At 60.4% G+C, this 17,850-nt stretch carries 19 protein-coding genes; 8 read left to right on the top strand and 11 right to left on the bottom strand.

Going from position 1 to position 17,850, the window contains the following annotated elements; genetic code table 11:
- Positions 1–34: 34 nt before the first annotated feature.
- Positions 35–952, bottom strand: a complete 918-nt coding sequence (cpaB, locus tag A7X77_RS27595) for a Flp pilus assembly protein CpaB (protein ID WP_064686024.1) — start codon at positions 950–952, stop codon at positions 35–37.
- Between the two features lie 99 nt (positions 953–1,051).
- Positions 1,052–1,246: a Flp family type IVb pilin gene (locus tag A7X77_RS27590; protein WP_040112809.1), complete on the bottom strand. Its 195-nt coding sequence runs from the start codon at positions 1,244–1,246 to the stop codon at positions 1,052–1,054.
- 260 nt (positions 1,247–1,506) lie between these two features.
- Here A7X77_RS27590 and A7X77_RS27585 point away from each other — a divergent pair, with 260 nt between their 5' ends.
- Positions 1,507–2,013: a prepilin peptidase gene (locus tag A7X77_RS27585; RefSeq protein WP_064686023.1), complete on the top strand. Its 507-nt coding sequence runs from the start codon at positions 1,507–1,509 to the stop codon at positions 2,011–2,013.
- A gap of 138 nt (positions 2,014–2,151) precedes the next feature.
- On the opposite strand, the gene A7X77_RS34460 is transcribed toward A7X77_RS27585, so the two are convergent.
- Positions 2,152–2,448, bottom strand: a complete 297-nt coding sequence (locus A7X77_RS34460) for an oligopeptide/dipeptide ABC transporter ATP-binding protein (protein WP_432431354.1) — start codon at positions 2,446–2,448, stop codon at positions 2,152–2,154.
- A gap of 411 nt (positions 2,449–2,859) precedes the next feature.
- Between A7X77_RS34460 and ugpB the strand changes: the two genes are divergently transcribed.
- From ugpB to A7X77_RS27545, 7 genes are all read left to right on the top strand, one after another.
- Positions 2,860–4,182, top strand: coding sequence for a sn-glycerol-3-phosphate ABC transporter substrate-binding protein UgpB (gene ugpB / locus A7X77_RS27575; protein WP_064686022.1), 1,323 nt, complete (start codon positions 2,860–2,862; stop codon positions 4,180–4,182).
- A 61-nt stretch (positions 4,183–4,243) separates the two neighbouring features.
- Entirely contained in the window at positions 4,244–5,128 is an 885-nt protein-coding gene (ugpA, locus tag A7X77_RS27570) for a sn-glycerol-3-phosphate ABC transporter permease UgpA (RefSeq protein WP_064686021.1), read from the top strand.
- Positions 5,129–5,140: 12 nt separating this feature from the next.
- Positions 5,141–5,989, top strand: coding sequence for a sn-glycerol-3-phosphate ABC transporter permease UgpE (ugpE, locus tag A7X77_RS27565; RefSeq protein ID WP_064686020.1), 849 nt, complete (start codon positions 5,141–5,143; stop codon positions 5,987–5,989).
- Position 5,990: 1 nt separating this feature from the next.
- Complete coding sequence (locus A7X77_RS27560) at positions 5,991–7,037, top strand: sn-glycerol-3-phosphate import ATP-binding protein UgpC (RefSeq protein WP_064686019.1); 1,047 nt, start codon at positions 5,991–5,993, stop codon at positions 7,035–7,037.
- 60 nt (positions 7,038–7,097) lie between these two features.
- Positions 7,098–7,847, top strand: a complete 750-nt coding sequence (locus A7X77_RS27555; protein ID WP_064686018.1) for a glycerophosphoryl diester phosphodiesterase — start codon at positions 7,098–7,100, stop codon at positions 7,845–7,847.
- A gap of 9 nt (positions 7,848–7,856) precedes the next feature.
- Positions 7,857–8,642, top strand: coding sequence for a DeoR/GlpR family DNA-binding transcription regulator (locus tag A7X77_RS27550; RefSeq protein WP_064686017.1), 786 nt, complete (start codon positions 7,857–7,859; stop codon positions 8,640–8,642).
- On the top strand, positions 8,639–9,433 hold the full coding sequence (locus A7X77_RS27545) for an HAD-IIB family hydrolase (RefSeq protein WP_064686016.1): 795 nt from the start codon (positions 8,639–8,641) through the stop codon (positions 9,431–9,433). The genes A7X77_RS27550 and A7X77_RS27545 overlap by 4 nt, the downstream gene beginning before the upstream one ends.
- Positions 9,434–9,575: 142 nt before the next feature.
- On the opposite strand, the gene A7X77_RS27540 is transcribed toward A7X77_RS27545, so the two are convergent.
- The 8 genes from A7X77_RS27540 to A7X77_RS27505 are packed head-to-tail and all read right to left on the bottom strand — an operon-like array spanning position 9,576 to position 17,741.
- Complete coding sequence (locus A7X77_RS27540; RefSeq protein ID WP_064686015.1) at positions 9,576–10,487, bottom strand: ABC transporter permease; 912 nt, start codon at positions 10,485–10,487, stop codon at positions 9,576–9,578.
- A complete protein-coding gene (locus A7X77_RS27535; RefSeq protein WP_064686014.1) occupies positions 10,484–11,581 on the bottom strand; it encodes an ABC transporter permease in 1,098 nt (365 codons plus the stop codon). Before A7X77_RS27535 ends, A7X77_RS27540 begins: the two co-directional genes overlap by 4 nt.
- Positions 11,578–13,098 carry an ABC transporter ATP-binding protein gene (locus A7X77_RS27530; protein ID WP_064686013.1) on the bottom strand — a complete coding sequence of 507 codons (1,521 nt, stop codon included), beginning with the start codon at positions 13,096–13,098 and terminating at the stop codon, positions 11,578–11,580. The genes A7X77_RS27535 and A7X77_RS27530 overlap by 4 nt, the downstream gene beginning before the upstream one ends.
- 3 nt (positions 13,099–13,101) lie before the next feature.
- Positions 13,102–14,202, bottom strand: coding sequence for a BMP family ABC transporter substrate-binding protein (locus A7X77_RS27525; protein WP_064686012.1), 1,101 nt, complete (start codon positions 14,200–14,202; stop codon positions 13,102–13,104).
- A 21-nt stretch (positions 14,203–14,223) separates the two neighbouring features.
- Complete coding sequence (locus A7X77_RS27520; RefSeq protein ID WP_064686011.1) at positions 14,224–15,603, bottom strand: amidohydrolase; 1,380 nt, start codon at positions 15,601–15,603, stop codon at positions 14,224–14,226.
- Position 15,604: 1 nt separating this feature from the next.
- Positions 15,605–16,264, bottom strand: coding sequence for a glutathione S-transferase family protein (locus A7X77_RS27515; RefSeq protein WP_064686010.1), 660 nt, complete (start codon positions 16,262–16,264; stop codon positions 15,605–15,607).
- The gene (locus A7X77_RS27510) at positions 16,261–17,103 is read right to left on the bottom strand and encodes an aromatic ring-hydroxylating oxygenase subunit alpha (RefSeq protein WP_064686009.1); all 843 of its coding nucleotides are present in this window, start codon (positions 17,101–17,103) and stop codon (positions 16,261–16,263) included. Before A7X77_RS27510 ends, A7X77_RS27515 begins: the two co-directional genes overlap by 4 nt.
- Complete coding sequence (locus A7X77_RS27505) at positions 17,100–17,741, bottom strand: Rieske 2Fe-2S domain-containing protein (RefSeq protein ID WP_064686008.1); 642 nt, start codon at positions 17,739–17,741, stop codon at positions 17,100–17,102. The genes A7X77_RS27510 and A7X77_RS27505 overlap by 4 nt, the downstream gene beginning before the upstream one ends.
- Between the last annotated feature and the right edge of the window lie 109 nt (positions 17,742–17,850).

The raw sequence follows: 17,850 nt of genomic DNA, 5'->3' as shown, positions 1-17,850 counted from the left end.
TCGGCTAGCCGCACGTGCGGCTGCCGCCTAAATTTCACTGGACCAGGCCGACTCGGTGCTCCTCGCGCTTGGTCGTGTTCCAGACGCCCACTGTCGCCCACTTCGGCTCGACCGGCAACACCGGCTCGACCTTTTGTTGCACAATCTGCACTTGTTTTTCCGGTTCTGGCAACTTATTCTTTTCCAAATCCTTGCCTAATTCCGTCGCCATCGCCCCGCCACCGAGGTCGGCGACGGTGATCGGCCGGGTTTGCTCGACAGAGGAGGAGGCGATATTGCGAAGCGCCAGCGAGAGCGTGCCGATGCTGGAGCCGAGGGTGAGGCGCTGCGCCTCATCGGTCGTGACCTCGAAGGTCACGGTTTTGACGACGGATGGCTCGTCCTTGCGCTCGTCTGCCGTCTGGTCCACCGCCAACACCTTGACCCCTTGCAGCAGAACGTCGACGAAGGTCTGATCGTTGCCTGCCGGTCCGCGCACGACTCGCGTCAGAAGCACGTCGACGCGATCGGAGGGCCTTACAAAGCCGGCCACGCCGAGCACGTCGTTGACGCGGATGGAGACCGCCTTCATGCCCTGGTCGAGCGCCGCTGACAGCGTGGCGCGTTCGCCCGTGCCGGTGATTTTCGAGGACAGCACCGGCTCGCCAGGGTCGATTGCCGCCATGGCATAACGCGGCTGGGCATCGTTGCCGACGACCGCCTCGATGCTGACGAACGAGCCTGCGGGTGTTTCATTGGAGGGCCACGGAATGGCTCTGAGATTTTCGGATCGGATCCGGTCGCCGAAGCGCATTGGCTTGGCGGCGACGACGAGGGTCCGTTCTTCGGCCTTCATGCCGTTCATCGCCAGCAGCCGGGCCTTCTGATCGGACAGATACTCGCGCATACCGAAGACTGCTGCTGCCGCGAGCACAAACGCAATGACGAGGCTTAAAATCGTTGAAGAACGCATCACGGTTACTCACTACACTGAACGGAATACATCCATTCATTGATGCTAATTTAGAAGAGAGGGGTTAACAAAAACCCCTCCCTTCTTCGAGCCCCAATATCAGGCCGGGACGGCCAGCTCGGTTGTGAACCATCCTGCCCATGCCGTCCAAACGGCAGCCAGATTGGTGCCGGCCAACGTCACCGCCGTGATCACGCCGCCAACCAGCAAGGCAAGCAGAATGAGGTATTCCGTGAGTGCGACCCCATCTTCTTCCCGCGCGAAAGCGCGTACGCTGTTTACAAATGCTTTCATCGAGAATTACCTCCCAGGTAAGTTGTGCGCCGTAAATCCCCCCGGCCACCTTGTCGTCGAGACCGCCTCTTCGACTGGGAATATTAATAATCTGTTAATTCTAATTTAGTCAATTGTTTTATACCCGCTCGAATTGAGATTTATACTTATGGTTAAGACGAAAGCCCAGGGATCGGTCGTAAAAACAGGCTGATTTCGGAGGAGTTGAGTGAAAATCGAAGTTACGTGGTAGCTAATCGTAGCCCAAAAGGTTGATTCCTATGTTGCAAATGGCTGTTTTTATTAACTCACTATCAGTATTACTTTTTCTCTATGCCGCCTGGACCGATTTCCGCACCTGGAAGATCCCCAACACAATCGTGCTTGCGCTCGTGACACTTTATGCACTGCGCGCGGTGGCCGTGATGCTTGGCTCCGAGGATGTCGGCGCTGCGCTGTTTGCTTCAAGCGGAATTGGCGGCGACGTCGGGGCCGGTCTGCTGATGTTTATGCTTGGCGTGGTGCTGTGGGCGTTCCGGCTGTTTGGCGCAGGAGACGCCAAGCTTTTCCTGCCGATCGGCCTTTTTGTCGGATGGCACGGAATGCTGCCGTTTTCGTTCTTGCTTCTCGTCCTCGGCATCGTGACGCTGCTGGTCCTGCGGCTGCCGGTTCCGCTGCGGGTCGCACATCTCGCCTTTTTCATGCGCATCGAGGAAATTCGGAGGAGCCGGAAGATACCTTACGGCGTCCTCATGGTTTTCGCCGCGCTTCTTACTTTGGCTCTGTAGCTACGGTGACCGGCATGGACATGGTTTCCTCGCAGGAGACGCCTGGCCGCTCCGGCGAGTTTAGACGGCGGTCGTGGAAAAAACCCGGACCGGCGTGATGGCAGGCGGTCAGCAGTCCGGGCGCTGCCGTCCGGTTCTTCAAGGCCGGCTCCTGTTCCGCGCAGATCGATATCGCCTTCCAGCAGCGGTTCGAAAACGGCATCCGCTCGGCGGATCGACGGGGCTCGGCAGATCGCCTTTCAGCACGATGCGCTTGCGATGTCCGCGAAGCCGCAGATCCGGTGTCGGGACCGCCGATATCAGGTTCTGCGTGTAGGGATGGGCCGGCGCGCTGAAGATCGAGTGTTTGGGTCCTGTTTCAATGGTTTTGCCGAGATACATGACCATCACCGAGACATGCCGCACGACGGCAAGATCATGGGCGACGAACAACATCGCCAAATTGCGCTCGCGCCTCAGCCTGTCGAGCAGATTGACGACCTGCGCCTGGACCGAGACGTCGAGGGCCGAGACCGGCTCGTCACAGACGAAGAGCGTCGGCCGTCTTGTCCTGACGCGGGCCAGCGCTCGTTGCTGCGGGAAATTTCTGCCTCCTCGACAGATATTTTTCCGCCAACTGACACAAGACGTTCATTTGAACATTGTATCTGTGCATTTGAGCGGCTGACGGCGAACACCCGGCCATGCCGATCACGCTATCACACTGAGAAGCTGTTCCGTGCTCAGTGGGCGGAGTACTCGCTATGTTCATTTGAACATTCCGTTATTGCAATGTGAAACTCCGCTGCTACCATTGCCGCGCGTCTGGAGCGGGAGGCTGCGGACCGAGAGAAAGTGGGAGTGACCATGAATAAGATCGCTTTTTTCCTGACCGCAGGACTGACCAGCCTGTCGTTGTCTGCGCCAGCAATGGCCGCCACGAAGATCCAATGGTGGCATGCAATGGGCGGCGAGAACGGCGCGAAGCTGGAGCAAATCGCCAAGGGGTTCAACGCGTCCCAGTCCGATTATGAAATCGTTCCGGTTTTCAAGGGCAATTACGATGAGACGCTGACGGGCGCCATCGCTGCCTTCCGGGCCAACCAGCAGCCCGCCATCGTCCAGGTTTATGAAGTCGGCACCGGCACGATGATGGCGGCCCAGGGCGCCATTTATCCCGTGTACCAGTTGATGAAGGATGAAGGCGAACCTTGGGATCAAAACAAGTTCATTGCGCCTGTTGTGGGCTACTACTCGGACACTAGCGGCAATGTCTTGTCTCTGCCTTTCAACTCCTCCACGCCGATCCTGTATTACAACAAGGACGTGTTCAAGAAAGCCGGGCTTGATTCGGAGACGCCGCCGAAAACCTGGGCCGACGTGGAAGCCTTCTCGCGCACGATCATGAAGTCCGGCGCTGCCAAATGCGGGTTTACAAGCGGCTGGATCTCGTGGGTGCAAACCGAAAATCTCAACGCCCTGCACGACAAGCCTTACTCCACCAAGGCAAACGGCTTCGGCGGCCTGGACGCGGAATTTACCTTCAACAACGATCTGACGATCCGCCACTGGGGGAACCTGAAGAAGTGGCAGGATGAAGGCCTCTTCAAATTCGGCGGACCTGTGGGCGGCGATAATGCCCCTCCGATGTTCTATTCGCAGGAATGCGCGATGTATATGAACTCGTCGGCCGGCCGTGCCGGCGTCATCAACAATGCCAAAAATTTCAAGGTCGGCTTCGCACCGCTTCCCTATTATGACGATGTCATCGCGCAGCCGCTCAATTCGATCATCGGCGGCGCCACGCTTTGGACGCTGAAGGGTCGTCCGGAGGAAGAATATAAGGGTGTGGCAAAGTTCTACACCTATCTGCAGAAGCCGGAAGTTCAGGCCGACTGGCATCAGTTCTCCGGCTATTTGCCGATCACCGAGGCTGCCTACAAGCTGAGCCAGGAGCAGGGATTTTATGAAAAGAATCCTGGCGCAGATGTCGGCATCAAGCAGTTGACGCGGGTCGCGCCGACTGAAAATTCCAAGGGTATCCGCTTCGGCAATTACGTGCAGGTTCGCGGCATCATCGATGATGAATTCGCGGCACTGATGGGCGGCAAGAAAACTGCGAAGGAAGCGCTTGATTCCGTTGTCGCGCGCGGCAACGAGCAGCTTCGCGATTTCCAATCCGCCAATTGAGGGCTCCCGGGCAGGGGGGCGGTAGCCGGCCCCCTGCCTCTCCGTCAGTCAGTGAGGGCCCATGCAAACCAAACGGACCGTCTTTCCCAATAAGATCTTGCCTTATCTGCTTATTGCTCCCCAGATTCTAATAACGGTGGTCTTCTTCCTGTGGCCCGCCGCAACCGCCTTCTGGCAGTCGTTCCTTCGCCAGGATGCCTTCGGTTTCAAAACGAACTTCGTCTGGTTCCAAAACTATCGCCGGCTCTTTGCTGATCCGCTCTATATGGACGCCTTTGGCCACACCCTGGTCTTTGCCGTTCTGGTGACGGTCTTGTCGACGGCGATTGCCCTTATTCTGGCAGCCGCAGCCATGCGAGTGCTGCGGGCATCCCGCGTCTATTCGACCTTGCTGATCTGGCCCTATGCCGTCGCGCCTGCGATCGCCGGCATTCTCTGGTGGTTCATGTTCAACCCCTCGATCGGCATCGTCGCCTATATGCTGCGCAGCATGGGAATCAGCTGGAACCATCTGATCAACCCGAACGATGCGATGGTCCTGATCGTCATCGCCGCCACGTGGAAACAGATTTCCTATAACTTTCTGTTCTTCCTGGCCGCGCTGCAATCCGTGCCGCGCTCGCTTCAGGAAGCAGGCGCCATCGACGGCGCCGGGCCGGTGAAGCGTTTCTGGACAATCGTCTTTCCTTTGATCTCCCCGACCACCTTCTATCTGGTCGTCATCAACATCGTTTACGCGATGTTCGATACCTTCGGCATCGTTCATGCGACGACGCAGGGCGGACCGGCGCGCGCCACGGAAATTCTCGTCTACAAGGTCTATTTCGACGGCTTCATCGGCCTCAACCTGGGCTCCTCGGCGGCGCAGTCGGTCATACTGATGATCATCGTGATTGCTCTGACCGCGATCCAGTTCCGCTTCGTCGAACGCCGCGTGCAATATTGAGGAGCGTCAAAGGTGGTTGAAAATCGTCCTTTCCTGAATGTCCTGGCACACATCGTCCTGATCGTCGGCGTCACCATGGTGGTCTTCCCCGTCTATATCGCCTTCATCGCATCGAGCCACGGTCCGAACGACTTTCTGTCCGGCGTCGTACCGCTGGTGCCGGGACCGCACCTCATCGAAAACTATTCGACCATGCTGTCCTCGGGAATGACAAGTTCCGGTGCGCCGCCGATCGGGCCGATGATGATCAACTCGTTGATCATGGCGGTCGGTGTCGCGGTTGGTAAGATTGCCATTTCCATTCTCTCCGCCTTCGCCATCGTCTATTTCCGGTTTCCCTTTCGCACGCTCGCCTTCTGGATGATCTTCATCACGCTGATGTTGCCGGTCGAGGTCCGTATCGTACCGACCTACAAGGTGGTCGCCGACCTCGGAATGCTGAACAATTATGGCGGGCTCATTATTCCGCTGATCGCATCGGCAACCGCCACCTTCCTGTTCCGCCAGTTTTTCCTCACCGTTCCCGAGGAACTGATGGAGGCGGCGCGCGTCGATGGCGCAGGACCACTGAAATTCTTCCGCGACATCCTGCTGCCGCTGTCGGTGACCAATATCGCGGCGCTGTTCATCATCCTGTTCGTGCTCGGTTGGAACCAGTATCTGTGGCCGCTGATCGTCACCACCGATCAGAGCCTCTACACCGTCGTGATGGGTATCCAGCGCATGGCGGCCGTCGCGGATGCCGAGCCGAGATGGAATCTCGTCATGGCGGCCGTCATCCTGGCCGCTTTGCCGCCCGTCCTCGTCATCGTCGCCATGCAACGCCTTTTCGTCAAAGGCCTGGTCGAAACGGAGAAATGAAATGGCCACGATCAATATTGTCGACGTCAAGAAAAACTATGGTTCGGTTCCCGCCGTCAACGGCATCAATCTGGCGGTTGCAGACGGCGAATTCATCGTGCTCGTCGGCCCTTCCGGCTGTGGCAAATCAACCTTGCTTCGCATGATTGCCGGATTGGAATCGATCAGCGACGGGCAAGTCGAGATTGCCGGCCGCAACGTGAACAAGGCAGAGCCGGCAGAGCGCGACATCGCCATGGTCTTCCAGAACTACGCGCTTTATCCGCACATGACGGTTCGCGGAAACCTGGAATACGGTTTGAAGAACCGTGGCACGGCGCGCGCGGAAATCGATCGCCGCGTCAAGGAAGCGGCCGACATCCTCGAAATCGGACCGCTGCTCGACCGCAAGCCACGCGAATTGTCGGGAGGGCAACGCCAGCGTGTCGCGATGGGACGTGCCATCGTCCGCGAGCCGGCTGCGTTTCTTTTCGATGAGCCCCTGTCTAATCTCGATGCCAAGCTGCGGGTGCAAATGCGTGTCGAAATACGCCGGCTGCAGCGCCGGTTAAAGACCACCAGCATCTATGTGACCCATGATCAGCTCGAAGCCATGACGCTTGCCGACAGGCTCGTCGTCATGAATGGCGGGCTGGTCGAACAAGTCGGAACGCCCGTGGAGGTCTACGACCGCCCGGCCAGCTTGTTCGTTGCCGGCTTCATCGGCTCCCCGCCGATGAACCTGGTGCCGGTCGAGGTGCTCAATGCGGTCGAGGCGGGGCGAAGCCTCGCCCTGCCTGCGGGGACGGATGTGGTCGGGCTTCGGCCGGATGCGCTGCACATCGAGAAGCCCGCCGACCCCTCCATCCGCTTCAGTGCGATCGTCGAATTGCTCGAGCCGATCGGCGGGGAAAGCCACCTGCATGTCAGATTGGGCGAGGGCCAGCAGACGGTCGTCCTGACGGTTCAGGGGCGGCCGGATTTTGCCGAGGCCGCCAAGATCGACGTCTTCGCCCGCGTCGATCAGATGCACCCCTTCAACAGCAGGACGGGGAGGCGCACGGATTGAGGCGAGGTCACCCGCGCTCGACATGTCCCAAGCCTTAAGAAGCGACGAAAGAGAGAGACAATGACAAGATCAGAGCAGCGATCCGGGCCTGGCCGCAGCGAGGTTCAGGCGCATCGAGGCGCATCGGCAATCGCGCCCGAAAACACGATCGCCGCCTTTCGGGCTGCAGCCGAGCAGGGGGCTGAATGGGTCGAGTTGGATGTCGCGCTTCTTGGTGACGGAACGGCCATCGTCATTCACGACGCTTCGATCGACCGTTGCTCGTCGTCGACGGGCAATCTCGGCGACCTCCGCGCGGCCGATCTCGATCAGATCGACGCGGGCGCATGGTTCGATCCCCGCTTCAAGGGCGAATCCCTGCCAACTCTTGCCGCGGTCGTATCCGCGTTGGGAGAACTGCGGCTGAATGCCAATGTCGAGATCAAGCAGCACCCGCATCACAAATCGCTCGATCAGCTGGTGAAAACGGTCGATGAACACCTTCGGGCACGCGCGCCGCAGACCAAGATCATGATATCGAGCTTCGACTCTGCAGCACTCAAACGCATGCACGAAATCAACCCAAGCTACGAACTCGCCATGCTGTGGAGCAGAGTGCCGGATGACTGGAGAGACGTTCTCCGATCGATCCCGGCGACGACGGTCCATCTTGGTTACAAATCCCTCAGCATCGGGTTTCTCGAAGAGGCGGTACGCCACGGCATCAAGGTTCGGGCCTGGACCTCCAACGATCCTAGGGAACTCGCATCATTTTGGAATGCCGGCTTGACCGGTGTAATAACAGACGATCCGAGTGTTTATCTCTCGTAAGGAAGAGCGATGGGGAGCCGGGTCATATCGAGCCGACAACGCGAAATACTGGCGCTGATCGAAACCGAGGGCGTACAGTATATCGACGAGCTGGCGCGCCGATACGATCTGACGACACAGACGATCCGGCGCGATATCAATGCCCTTTGTGATCTCGGTCATGCCCGCCGCTTTCACGGTGGCGTCGATGTACCGGTCGAGGGCAGCAACATCTCGCTCAACGCCCGCGCCCAGCTCAACCGGCGCGCCAAGCGACAGATCGCCAGACGGGTCGCCGCCGATATAGGCCCGGATGCGACGGTGTTTCTCGGGATCGGCAGCACGGTCCAGTTCGTTGCAGAGGCTTTGCGCGATCATCAGGGGCTGAGGGTGATCACCAACAATATCCACGTCGCCTTGACGCTTTGCGAATCTCCCAGTGTCGAAGTCCATCTCACCGGCGGGCTGCTGCGTCACGACGACCGTGACGTCGTGGGCACAGATGTGATCAAGTTCGTCGAGAAATTCTATGCGACCTATGCGGTTGTCGGCGCCGGCGCACTGAACCCGCTGACCGGCCTGATGGACTTCAGCTATGCCGAAGCGCAGATCACCAATGCGCTGCTGGAGAATGCGCAGACGCGCCTTTTGGCGGCCGATGTCAGCAAGTGGACGCGCCATGCGAGCGTGCGCGTTGCGCCCTTCAACAAGATTACCCGCTTCTACACCGACCGGCTACCGGCCGATGCGTCCGTCGCCGGCGTGCTCGCCGAGAGCAGCATGGAGGTGGTGACCTGCGGCGAGGAGACGATATGACGTTCGTAAATCTGGCGCCATCCGCCGCCGAGTTGCAGCACGTGCGTTATCTCTTCACCGATATCGACGATACGCTGACGACCGAAGGGAAACTTCTGCCGCAGACCTATCATGCCCTTTGGGACCTCAGCCGCGCCGGCATTGCCGTCGTTCCGGTCACGGGCGGTTCAGCGGGGTGGTGCGAACACATCGTCCGTGCCTGGCCTGTCGCCGCGGTGATCGGCGAAAGCGGTGCCTATGCCGTTACGCGCCGCAGCGGCGAGGTTGTCTTCGATTACTGGGAGGACGGCGCGTTGCAAGGCGAGCGTCAACGCCGGCATCTCCAGGCGATCGAAAATCTGATTTCGGAAAAAGGCGGCACGTTCAGGATTGCCCATGATCAGGTGTTCCGTCTGGCTGACGTGGCGATCGACATTCAGGGGCAGGATCCGCGCGCTGTCGAGGAGCTGGCCTGCGATATCAGGGCAATGGGCGGGACCGTCGCCATCAGCTCCATCCACATCAACACCTGGATCGGCGATTATGACAAACGCGCGATGAGCGAGCGCCTGCTGACCGGCGCATTCGGGGTCGATCCTGCCGAATTGCCTTCCGCCACCGCATTCGTCGGCGATTCTCGAAACGATGCGCCGATGTTTGGCTTCATTCCAAACTCTTTCGGCGTCAGCAATATCGTTCCTGTCCTTCCGCATCTGCAGCATGTGCCGAAATGGATCTCCGCCCAGCCTGCAGGGCTTGGTTTCGCCGACATTGCGAGGACGATCCTGGATGCCCTGGGCGCCAGTCGATGAGGCGCTAACAGCCTGCAACCAAAGCTGGCGCAAGCTGAGTAAGCCATGCGCCGCGCCTCGGATGCTCGAAAGCCGAACCTCCATCGGAATGGCGGACGAAGATTCGAATCCCGGTTGTTACATTGCGCGCCGCAGCACATCGCTATCGCTCGAACGGCTCGCCGAGCGAGGCGATGCCGTTGAGCTTGAGCAGGCGGCGATCCGCCGAAATGATGCCGAGCACGATGATCGTCACCAGATAGGGCAGGCATGCGAGCAACTGCGAGGGGACGTCGAGCCCGGTCGCCTGGGCGGCGAGCCCCATCAGCGATACGGCTCCGAACAGGCATGCCCCGAGAAAGATGCGGCTGGTCAGCCAGGTTCCGAAGACGACGAGCGCAATCGCAATCCAGCCGCGGCCGGCAATCATCCCATCCGCCCAGAGCGGCGTGTAGATCGTCGCTGCATAGGCACCGGCAAAGCCTGCCATCATGCCGCCGAATGCGACCGAGGCGAAGCGGATGGCGATGACCGGATAGCCGATGGCATGCGCCGCTTTCGGGTTTTCGCCTATTGCGCGGATGATCAGACCGACCTTGCTATAGGCAAACATCGCCCAGATCGCGATGGTTGCGGCCAGCGAAAGCCAGACGACAATATCCTGGACAAACAGGCCGCCGATGACGGGAAGATCGGAAAGGCCGGGAATGGCGATCTTCGGCAGAGCCCTGACCGTCAGACTCTCATAGCTCTTGCCGAACAGCGCCGACAGGCCCTGTCCGAGAATCCCGATGGCAAGCCCCGTCGCGACCTGGTTTGCATTGAAGCCGAGCACGATGACCGCAAAGATCAGCGACAGGAGGGCGGCGCCGAAGCCGCCGGCCAGGAAAGCCAGAAAGTTACCGCCGCCGTGGTAGACGATTATGAAGGCGATGACGGCGCCGAATGCCATCAGCCCCTCGACGCCAAGATTGAGAACCCCGGCGCGTTCGGCGACCAGCTCCCCGAGCGCTGCAAGGAGAAAGGGCGTCGCAGCCGCCAGCATTCCGGCGAGGATGAACTCGATGGCGTTCATGTCGCGCTCCTTGTTGCAGCTGGACGCCAGGCAAGGCGGTAGCGCGTGAAGGCGATGGCGACCAGATAGGCGAGAAGCAGGCTGCCCTGGAAAACCCGGACGGCGGCAACCGGGAGATTGGCGGAGACCATGGCGTTGTCACCACCGATGTAAAGCGCCGCCATGACGATGGCTGAGATGATGATGCCAATCGGATGAAGGCCGCCGAGATAGGCGACGATGATTGCCGCATAGCCGTAGCCGGTGGAAATGGAGCGCTGCAATTGACCGAGGGGGCCGGCGACCTCGGCCGCACCGGCAAGACCGGCTGCTGCTCCGCCGATCAGCAGGGAAAGCCAGATTGCCCGGCTTTCCCTGAATCCGGCGTAGCTCGCCGCCCGCGGCGCCAATCCGCCGACCTGCAATTTGTAGCCGATGAAGCTCTTCTGCATGAAGACCCAGGCGGCAATCGACAGGAGGAGGGCGAGAATGAGCGAGACATTGACGCGCGTTCCCTCGAGCAGGATCGGCACCATCGCGTCATACTGGAACATGACGGATTGCGGAAAATTGAAGCCGTTCGGATCTTTCCACGGGCCGAGCAGCAGATAATTGAGGAGTTGCACGGCAACCAAGCTCAGCATCAGCGAAACGAGAATCTCATTGGCATTGAGCCTGACGCGCCAGAAGGCGGTAAGTGACGCCCAGAATGCACCGCCTATCGTGCCGAGCAGCAGCATTGCCGGCCAGATCCATTGTCCTGTCGCGTCGGGCCACCAGATCGGAATGGCGGAGGCGAATATCGCACCGAGAACGAATTGTCCTTCGGCCCCGATATTGAACACCTTGGCGCGAAAGCCGATCGCAAGCCCCTGCGCGATGAGGAGCAGTGGCCCGGTCTTCAGGAGCACTTCGGAGAACGACGTCCAGGAGAAGAAGGGCTCGATCAGCATCGCATAGACGACCGCAGCCGGATCGCGACCCATGCCGACGTAAAGTCCGAGATTGAGAATGACGGTGACGATGAGAGCTATGGGCGGTGCGAGAAGGTTGGCGACCAGCGATGCCCGCTCCCGACGGATCAGCGTGGGCAGGGAGAGGAAGGTTCGGCTCATGCGGGGGCTTTCTCGCGATGCGGCTGGGCTCCGATCATATAACGGCCGATCGCTTCGGGCTCGGTGTCGCGCGTGACGAGCGGCGGGCTCAGTGTGCCGTGGTGCAGGACCTGGATGAAGTCGCAGAGTTCGAACAATTCCTCGAGTTCCTCGGAAATGATGAGGATCGCCATGCCTTCGTTGCGAAGGCTGATGAGCCGCTTGCGGATTGTCGCGGCGGCACCGATATCGACGCCCCAGGTCGGCTGGGCCAGGAAAAGAAGCTTCGGCGCCAGCATGATTTCGCGTCCGACGATGAATTTCTGCAGGTTGCCGCCGGAAAGCGACCTGGCTTCCGCATCGGGGCCGGGTGTGCGCACGTCATAGTCGCGGATGCATTCATTGGTGAAGCTCTTCGCCCGTACTTTGTCGAGCAAGCCATGCCTCACAAGGTCGAGCGGGTGGGCGGTCAGCAGGCTGTTGAGGGCAAGCGACATTTCGGGTACCGCGCCGCGGCCGAGCCGGTCCTCCGGCACGAAGGCGAAGCCGAGCCGCCGGCGGGAGGCGGAGTCGAGCGTGCCGACATCTCGGCCCATCATGAAGATCTGATCGCGCTGATCGCGCGGCAGGACGGTCTCGCCCGAAATCAGCGCTGCGAGCTCGCTTTGGCCGTTTCCCGAAATCCCGGCAATGCCGAGGATCTCGCCGGCGCGCACCGCCAGGCTGACGTTGGAGAGCGGCACGGCAAAAGGATCCGACCGGTAGTCGAGGCCGATAAGCTCCAGGCGCTTTTCGCCCTCGGCCAAAGGCAAGGGAGGCATGGGTTCGGGCATGTCGCGGCCGATCATCATGCGCGCAAGCTCGTGGGCGTCATGCTGGCGCGGATCGACATGACCGGTCACGCGACCGCCGCGCAGGATCGTCGCCCGATCGCAGAGCGATTGGATCTCTTCGAGCTTGTGGGAGATGAAAAGAATGGATACGCCGCCGTCGCGCAGCCGGCGCAATGTTTCGAAGAGCTTTTCCACCGCCTGCGGCGGCAGCACCGACGTCGGCTCGTCGAGGATCAGCAGTTTCGGATCGGTCATCAGACAGCGAATGATTTCCACCCGCTGCCTTTCGCCGACGGAAAGCGCATGCACTTGGGCGAAAGGATCGACCTCGAGACTGAACTCGCGCCCGAGCTTGCGAACGCGCTCGGCAAGCTCGTTTTTCTTGCCGGACACGATCAAGCGGATGTTCTCGACGACCGTTAGACTCTCGAACAGCGAGAAATGCTGGAAGACCATGCCAATGCCGGCGCGCCTTGCCTCTGCGGGAGAAACAAGGCTGAGGGGCTGTCCATTCCAGGCGACCGTGCCGCTGTCCGGCTGCTCGACGCCGTAGATCAGCTTCATCAGAGTTGATTTGCCAGCCCCGTTTTCTCCGAGGATGGCATGGATCGAGCCGGCCGCGACGTCGAGGTCGATCTGCCGATTGGCATGGACCTGACCGTAGCTTTTGGAAATGCCGCGCAGCGACAGAAGCGGGTTTACCATGGCTTACTTCGGCAACGGCGTCGTCACGCCCTTGACGTGCCAATTCATGGCGACGATCTCAGCGTCCGTCAGCGTGGCACCGGAAGCGACGCCTTCACTGCCGTCAGCCTTGGTGATCGGGCCGGTGAATGGCGAGAAGCTGCCTTCGGCAATCTTGGCCTCGATTTCCTTGATCTTGGTCATCGTATCGGCCGGAATCGCCGGGTTCCAGTCGACGACCTCGACCACCTTGTCGGCAACGCCGAGGAAGGTACTGGCGCCTTTGAAGGTGCCGGCAAGATGCGCGTCGACCGAAGCCTTGAAAAACGGCGACCAGTCAGTGGCGACGCAGCCGAGATAGGTCTTCTCGGCATATTTCTTCATCGAGGAATTTAGATTGAAGGCATAAATGCCGGCGTCCTCGCAGGCCGAGATCACCGAAGGCGTATCCTGCGCATTCGAGAAGATCACGTCGCAGCCTTGCGAGATCAGCGCCTTGGCGGCTTCCTGCTCCTTGGCCGGATCGAACCAGGAATTGACCCAGACGACCGATACTTCGACATCGGGCTTGACGGCCTGCGCGCCGAGCGTGAAAGCATTGACGGAGGTGATCAGCTCGGGAATGGCGAAGGCCGAAACGGAGCCCAGCTTGCCTGTCTTGGAAACGGCCGCCGCGGCCATGCCGAGCAGATAAGTTCCCTGGAAATATTTGGCGGCGAAGGGCGAGAAATTCGGCGCGACCTGGAAGCCTGAAGCATGCAGCACGGTCACCTTTGGATTACGACGGGCAATCTGTAGCGCGCCGTTCTGATAACCGAAGGAGCCGGCGATCAGGAAATGGTTTCCGTCGGCGACCGTCTTGTTCATGATGCGGTCTGCGTCCGGGCCTTCGGCGATGTTTTCGATAATCGTGACCTTCACCTTGTCCCCGTAAGCTGCCTTGATCGGGTCGAGGCCAGCGGCAAGTGCATGGCCCCAGCCGACATCGCCGACCGGCGAGGGAACGACGAGGGCAATGCCGAGCGGTTCGTCGGCGGCAGCCACGGAGCGGCCGGCAAAAGCCGTCGCGAGACCGGCAGCCGCCGCGCTCTTCATGAGTGTTCTGCGGGTGAGATCGTTGGACATATCAGTTCCCTCTTTTGGTTTTCAGAATTTCACTGTCTCGAGCGCCGCTTCCGCGGCGGCGAAAAGCTTGGCCTCATCGAGCCCGATAAATTCGCCGGCCTGCCAGACGACGCGCCCGTTGATCATGGTCAGATCGGTCGGCATGCCGATCCCGACCTTGGCAATGAGGCTCAACGGATCGTGGCGCGTGCCGACATAATCCATCCGCCTCGTATCGATCGCAAAGAGGTCGGCGGCCATGCCGGGAGCAAGCCGGCCGATATCGCTGCGACCTAGCAGACTTGCGCCGCCCGCGGTCGCATAGTTCAGGAAATCCACGGGCGCGGGAACCGGATGGGCCCGCGTCGATGCCGTCAGGCATTGCAGCATATAGGCAGAGTGGATGCAGTGCATGAGGTTGGAGTTGTCGTTTGAAGCCGCACCGTCGCAACCGAGCCCGATGCGCAGGCCGAAATTCGACATCGCAGAAATGTCCGTCACTTCGGCGCCGACCAGATAGACAGGCTCCGGGCAATGCGAGACACCCGTGCCGCTTGCCGCCATCTTGCGCAATTCGTCGTGTGTCAGCTCCCAGCAGTGAGCATAATAGGTGTCAGGCCCGGCAAAGCCGATTTCGGCGCAGTAGTCGACCGTACGCATCCCGTACCGCGCCTCGATGACGGGGCTTTCGCCTTCACCGACATGCGTGTGCAGTTGGACGCCGCGATCACGAGCGAGCGCGACCGACTCGACGAAGGTCTCGCGATAGCAATTGACCGGCTGGCAGGGGGCGACGACCACCTGCCGCATGCTGAAGGCGTCGGCATCGTGATAGCTGTCGATCAGCCGGGCGCAATCGGCGATGAATTCATCCGTCGTTTCCAGCATGGTGTCCGGGATCGTTGAGCCCTCGGACTTCGGCAGCGTGTTGCCGCCGCGTCCTGCGTGGAAACGCATGCCGAGAAGTTCGGCCGCCTCGAACTGGCGATCGATCAGGCGCTTTCCGGCGTGCCGGGGGAAGCAATATTGATGGTCGAAGGCCGTGGTACAGCCATGCTTGATCATCTCGGCCATCGCCGTGACCGAGGAATGGTAGAAGCAATCCTCGTTCAGCCGCGAGAAGATCGGATAAATCCGGTCGAGCCATTCGATCACGGAGAGCTTCGTCCAGTCTAGATCGGCCCGGTTGCGCACGAAGCATTGGAAGAAGTGGTGATGGGTGTTGACGAGACCCGGATAGACAAACCAGCCGGATGCATCCTGGATGATCGTATCGGCCGGCACCGCCTCTTGCGGCAGGTTCGCGCCGATCGCCTGGATTGCCGGACCATTGGTCAGCAGATCCGCATTGCGGCGCACGGTTGGCCCATTGCCTTCGTCGACAATAATGGCTGCGCAGTTTTTCAGGAGGTAGCCGGCCATCTCACTTCTCCAAACCGGCCGGATGAGGATCGGGCTTCAACTCGTGCAGGCGGTGGATGCCGGGCATTTCGATGAAACCCTCAAGGCTGCGGATGGCCCGCAGCCAGAGCCGGATGTTCGGATAGGGATCGAGCGATATGCCGCCATCTGGCGCCAGCGCCACATAGGGGAAGCAGGCGATGTCGGCGATGGTCGCGCGGTCCGATACCAGGAACCGAGTTCCGCGGAGCCGCTGCTCGAAAAGACCCGCCTCCAGCTCGCGCAGCGCAGCAATCCCTTGTGCCTGTAGGGCTTCGATGTTGCCGGGGCGCAGAAGCATCTGATGCAGCCGTGCCCCGCCAAGATTGGCCGTCAGCCGATGCGAAAAAGAAAGCCATTGCTGCAGACGCGCCGTCTCCTGCGGCGCGCTGGCGCCCAACCATTCCGGCCCGCTCAGAGCGGCGAGATAGGCAAGGATGGCTGAAGATTCAGTCAGGACAAGGTCGCCATCCTCAAGGATCGGGATGGAGCCTGCCGGATTGAGGGCCAGAAGTTCAGGGCCGCGATGCTCGGCGCCGGGATGGAAGTCGACCGGCCGGATGTCCAGCTTGACGTCGAGGATCGCAGCCATCAGGCGGATCTTGTAGCAGCTCGGCGAGAGGATGTAGTCGTAGAGCTTCATTGTGCGACCAGCTGCGCGCCATAGAGATAGTTATGGCGCTTTAGCCAGCGCCGGTAAGCGATCGATGTCATGTCGGCCCGGGTCGGAATTTCCATGCCGGGATCGAGCGGCAGAAGCGCCGGGATCTGGTTTTCGAGGATCGACCGATCCTGCAGAAAAATCATCTGCTGAAAATGGATGAGGTCTGTCATTGGCGTGACGTCGTCGAAGAGGGCCATCCACGGCCACACGTCGCAAAGATCTTCCGCAAGCGGCTGGACGAACAGTGTAATGACATCCCATTCCTTCGGGCGGGGAGGGCAGGTCTTGTAGAGTACCGAGCAGGTCGGAGCCGGCACGCGGTACATATATTCGGTGGTTATCCCGCCGGTCGCTGATTTTGCGGCCTGCGGCTGGTAGAATTTCACCTGCGTCGCCCAGACTTCATCCTCGCGGATCTCGACCTTGTAACTTTCGACTTCGGTGTGCGGCTCGGCGCCGAGTATATCCGTATGGACGAAGGGAAAATGCGCGATGTCGAGGAAGTTCTCGACCGCTCTCAGAGGAGAACAGCGTACCCGCACGACGCCGACATCGACGAAGCGGCGGCCGGGCTGATCCGCCTCGGGAATGGCAAACAGCTCCTTGGCGGGGTTACCGAGGGAGGACCAGACATGGCCGTAGCGAACGCGAACGGGCAGGGCGCGTCCATCGCTCGATGTAACGCGCGCGGCGCCGTCCGGCGTGCGCGTCACCTCTATCGGCTCGCCCATCAAAGCGGTTTTGCTTCCCGCCTTGGTGAGCTGGCTGAAGAGGCCGACCGGGTACCATTCATCGATCATCGCGCCTGCCCCTGTCATGCGGCATCCTTCCGGCCTGTTTCCGCCCCGCGGCGAACTGTCTCGGCGATGCGCGACGCCACGAGCCGATCCGCAACACTGCGGCCCTGCTCGACAAGGACGTGAACGAGCGTGCGGTCAGTCTGCGCCGCAGGCAACAGCCGGATCCAAGGATAATCGACAATGCGGATTAGCCCGTCCGCACCAACTTGTCCGCCGGCCGCCGCTTCGATTGCGGCAATATCGGCCTCCAGCGTCAGCGAACGAAGTGGAACGAGATGGTCGAGGGGTGGCGGTCCGACAGCCGGTTCTCCGACCGCTACCCAGATGATGCCGCCTTGTTCTTCGACCTGCTGAACCGCCACACGGATGGTTTCCGGCGGGACAAGATCGGGATGAGCGGGGATACGGATGCATCGTCCCGTCGGAGAATAGCTCCAGCCATGATAGATGCACGAGAGAGCATCGCCTCGTACGAAGCCATGAGACAACCGCATTCCACGATGCGGGCAGCGATCGGACGATGCCGATAGGCGCCGGGACTGACTGCGCCAAAGTGCGATTGGTCCCGCCGGCGTCCATGCCGGTATGACGGTTGCCGGCGGCAGATCTGCAGAAAGGGCGACCGGCGTCCACGTGCCGGTCGTATCAGAGAGCATGACCTTTTACTTCCTCAATTTTACCAATGCGTTAGGGCCGCTGGCTAACTGCTGCCGAGGTTGCAATCTCAGCTTCCTAGAGAGGCTTGCATAAAAAAATCGCATTGGC

This window comes from Rhizobium bangladeshense (genome assembly GCF_001662075.1).
GTDB lineage: Bacteria > Pseudomonadota > Alphaproteobacteria > Rhizobiales > Rhizobiaceae > Rhizobium > Rhizobium bangladeshense_B.
The sequence above is the reverse complement of the archived record's forward strand: the minus strand, read 5'-3'. Positions and strand labels throughout refer to the sequence as shown.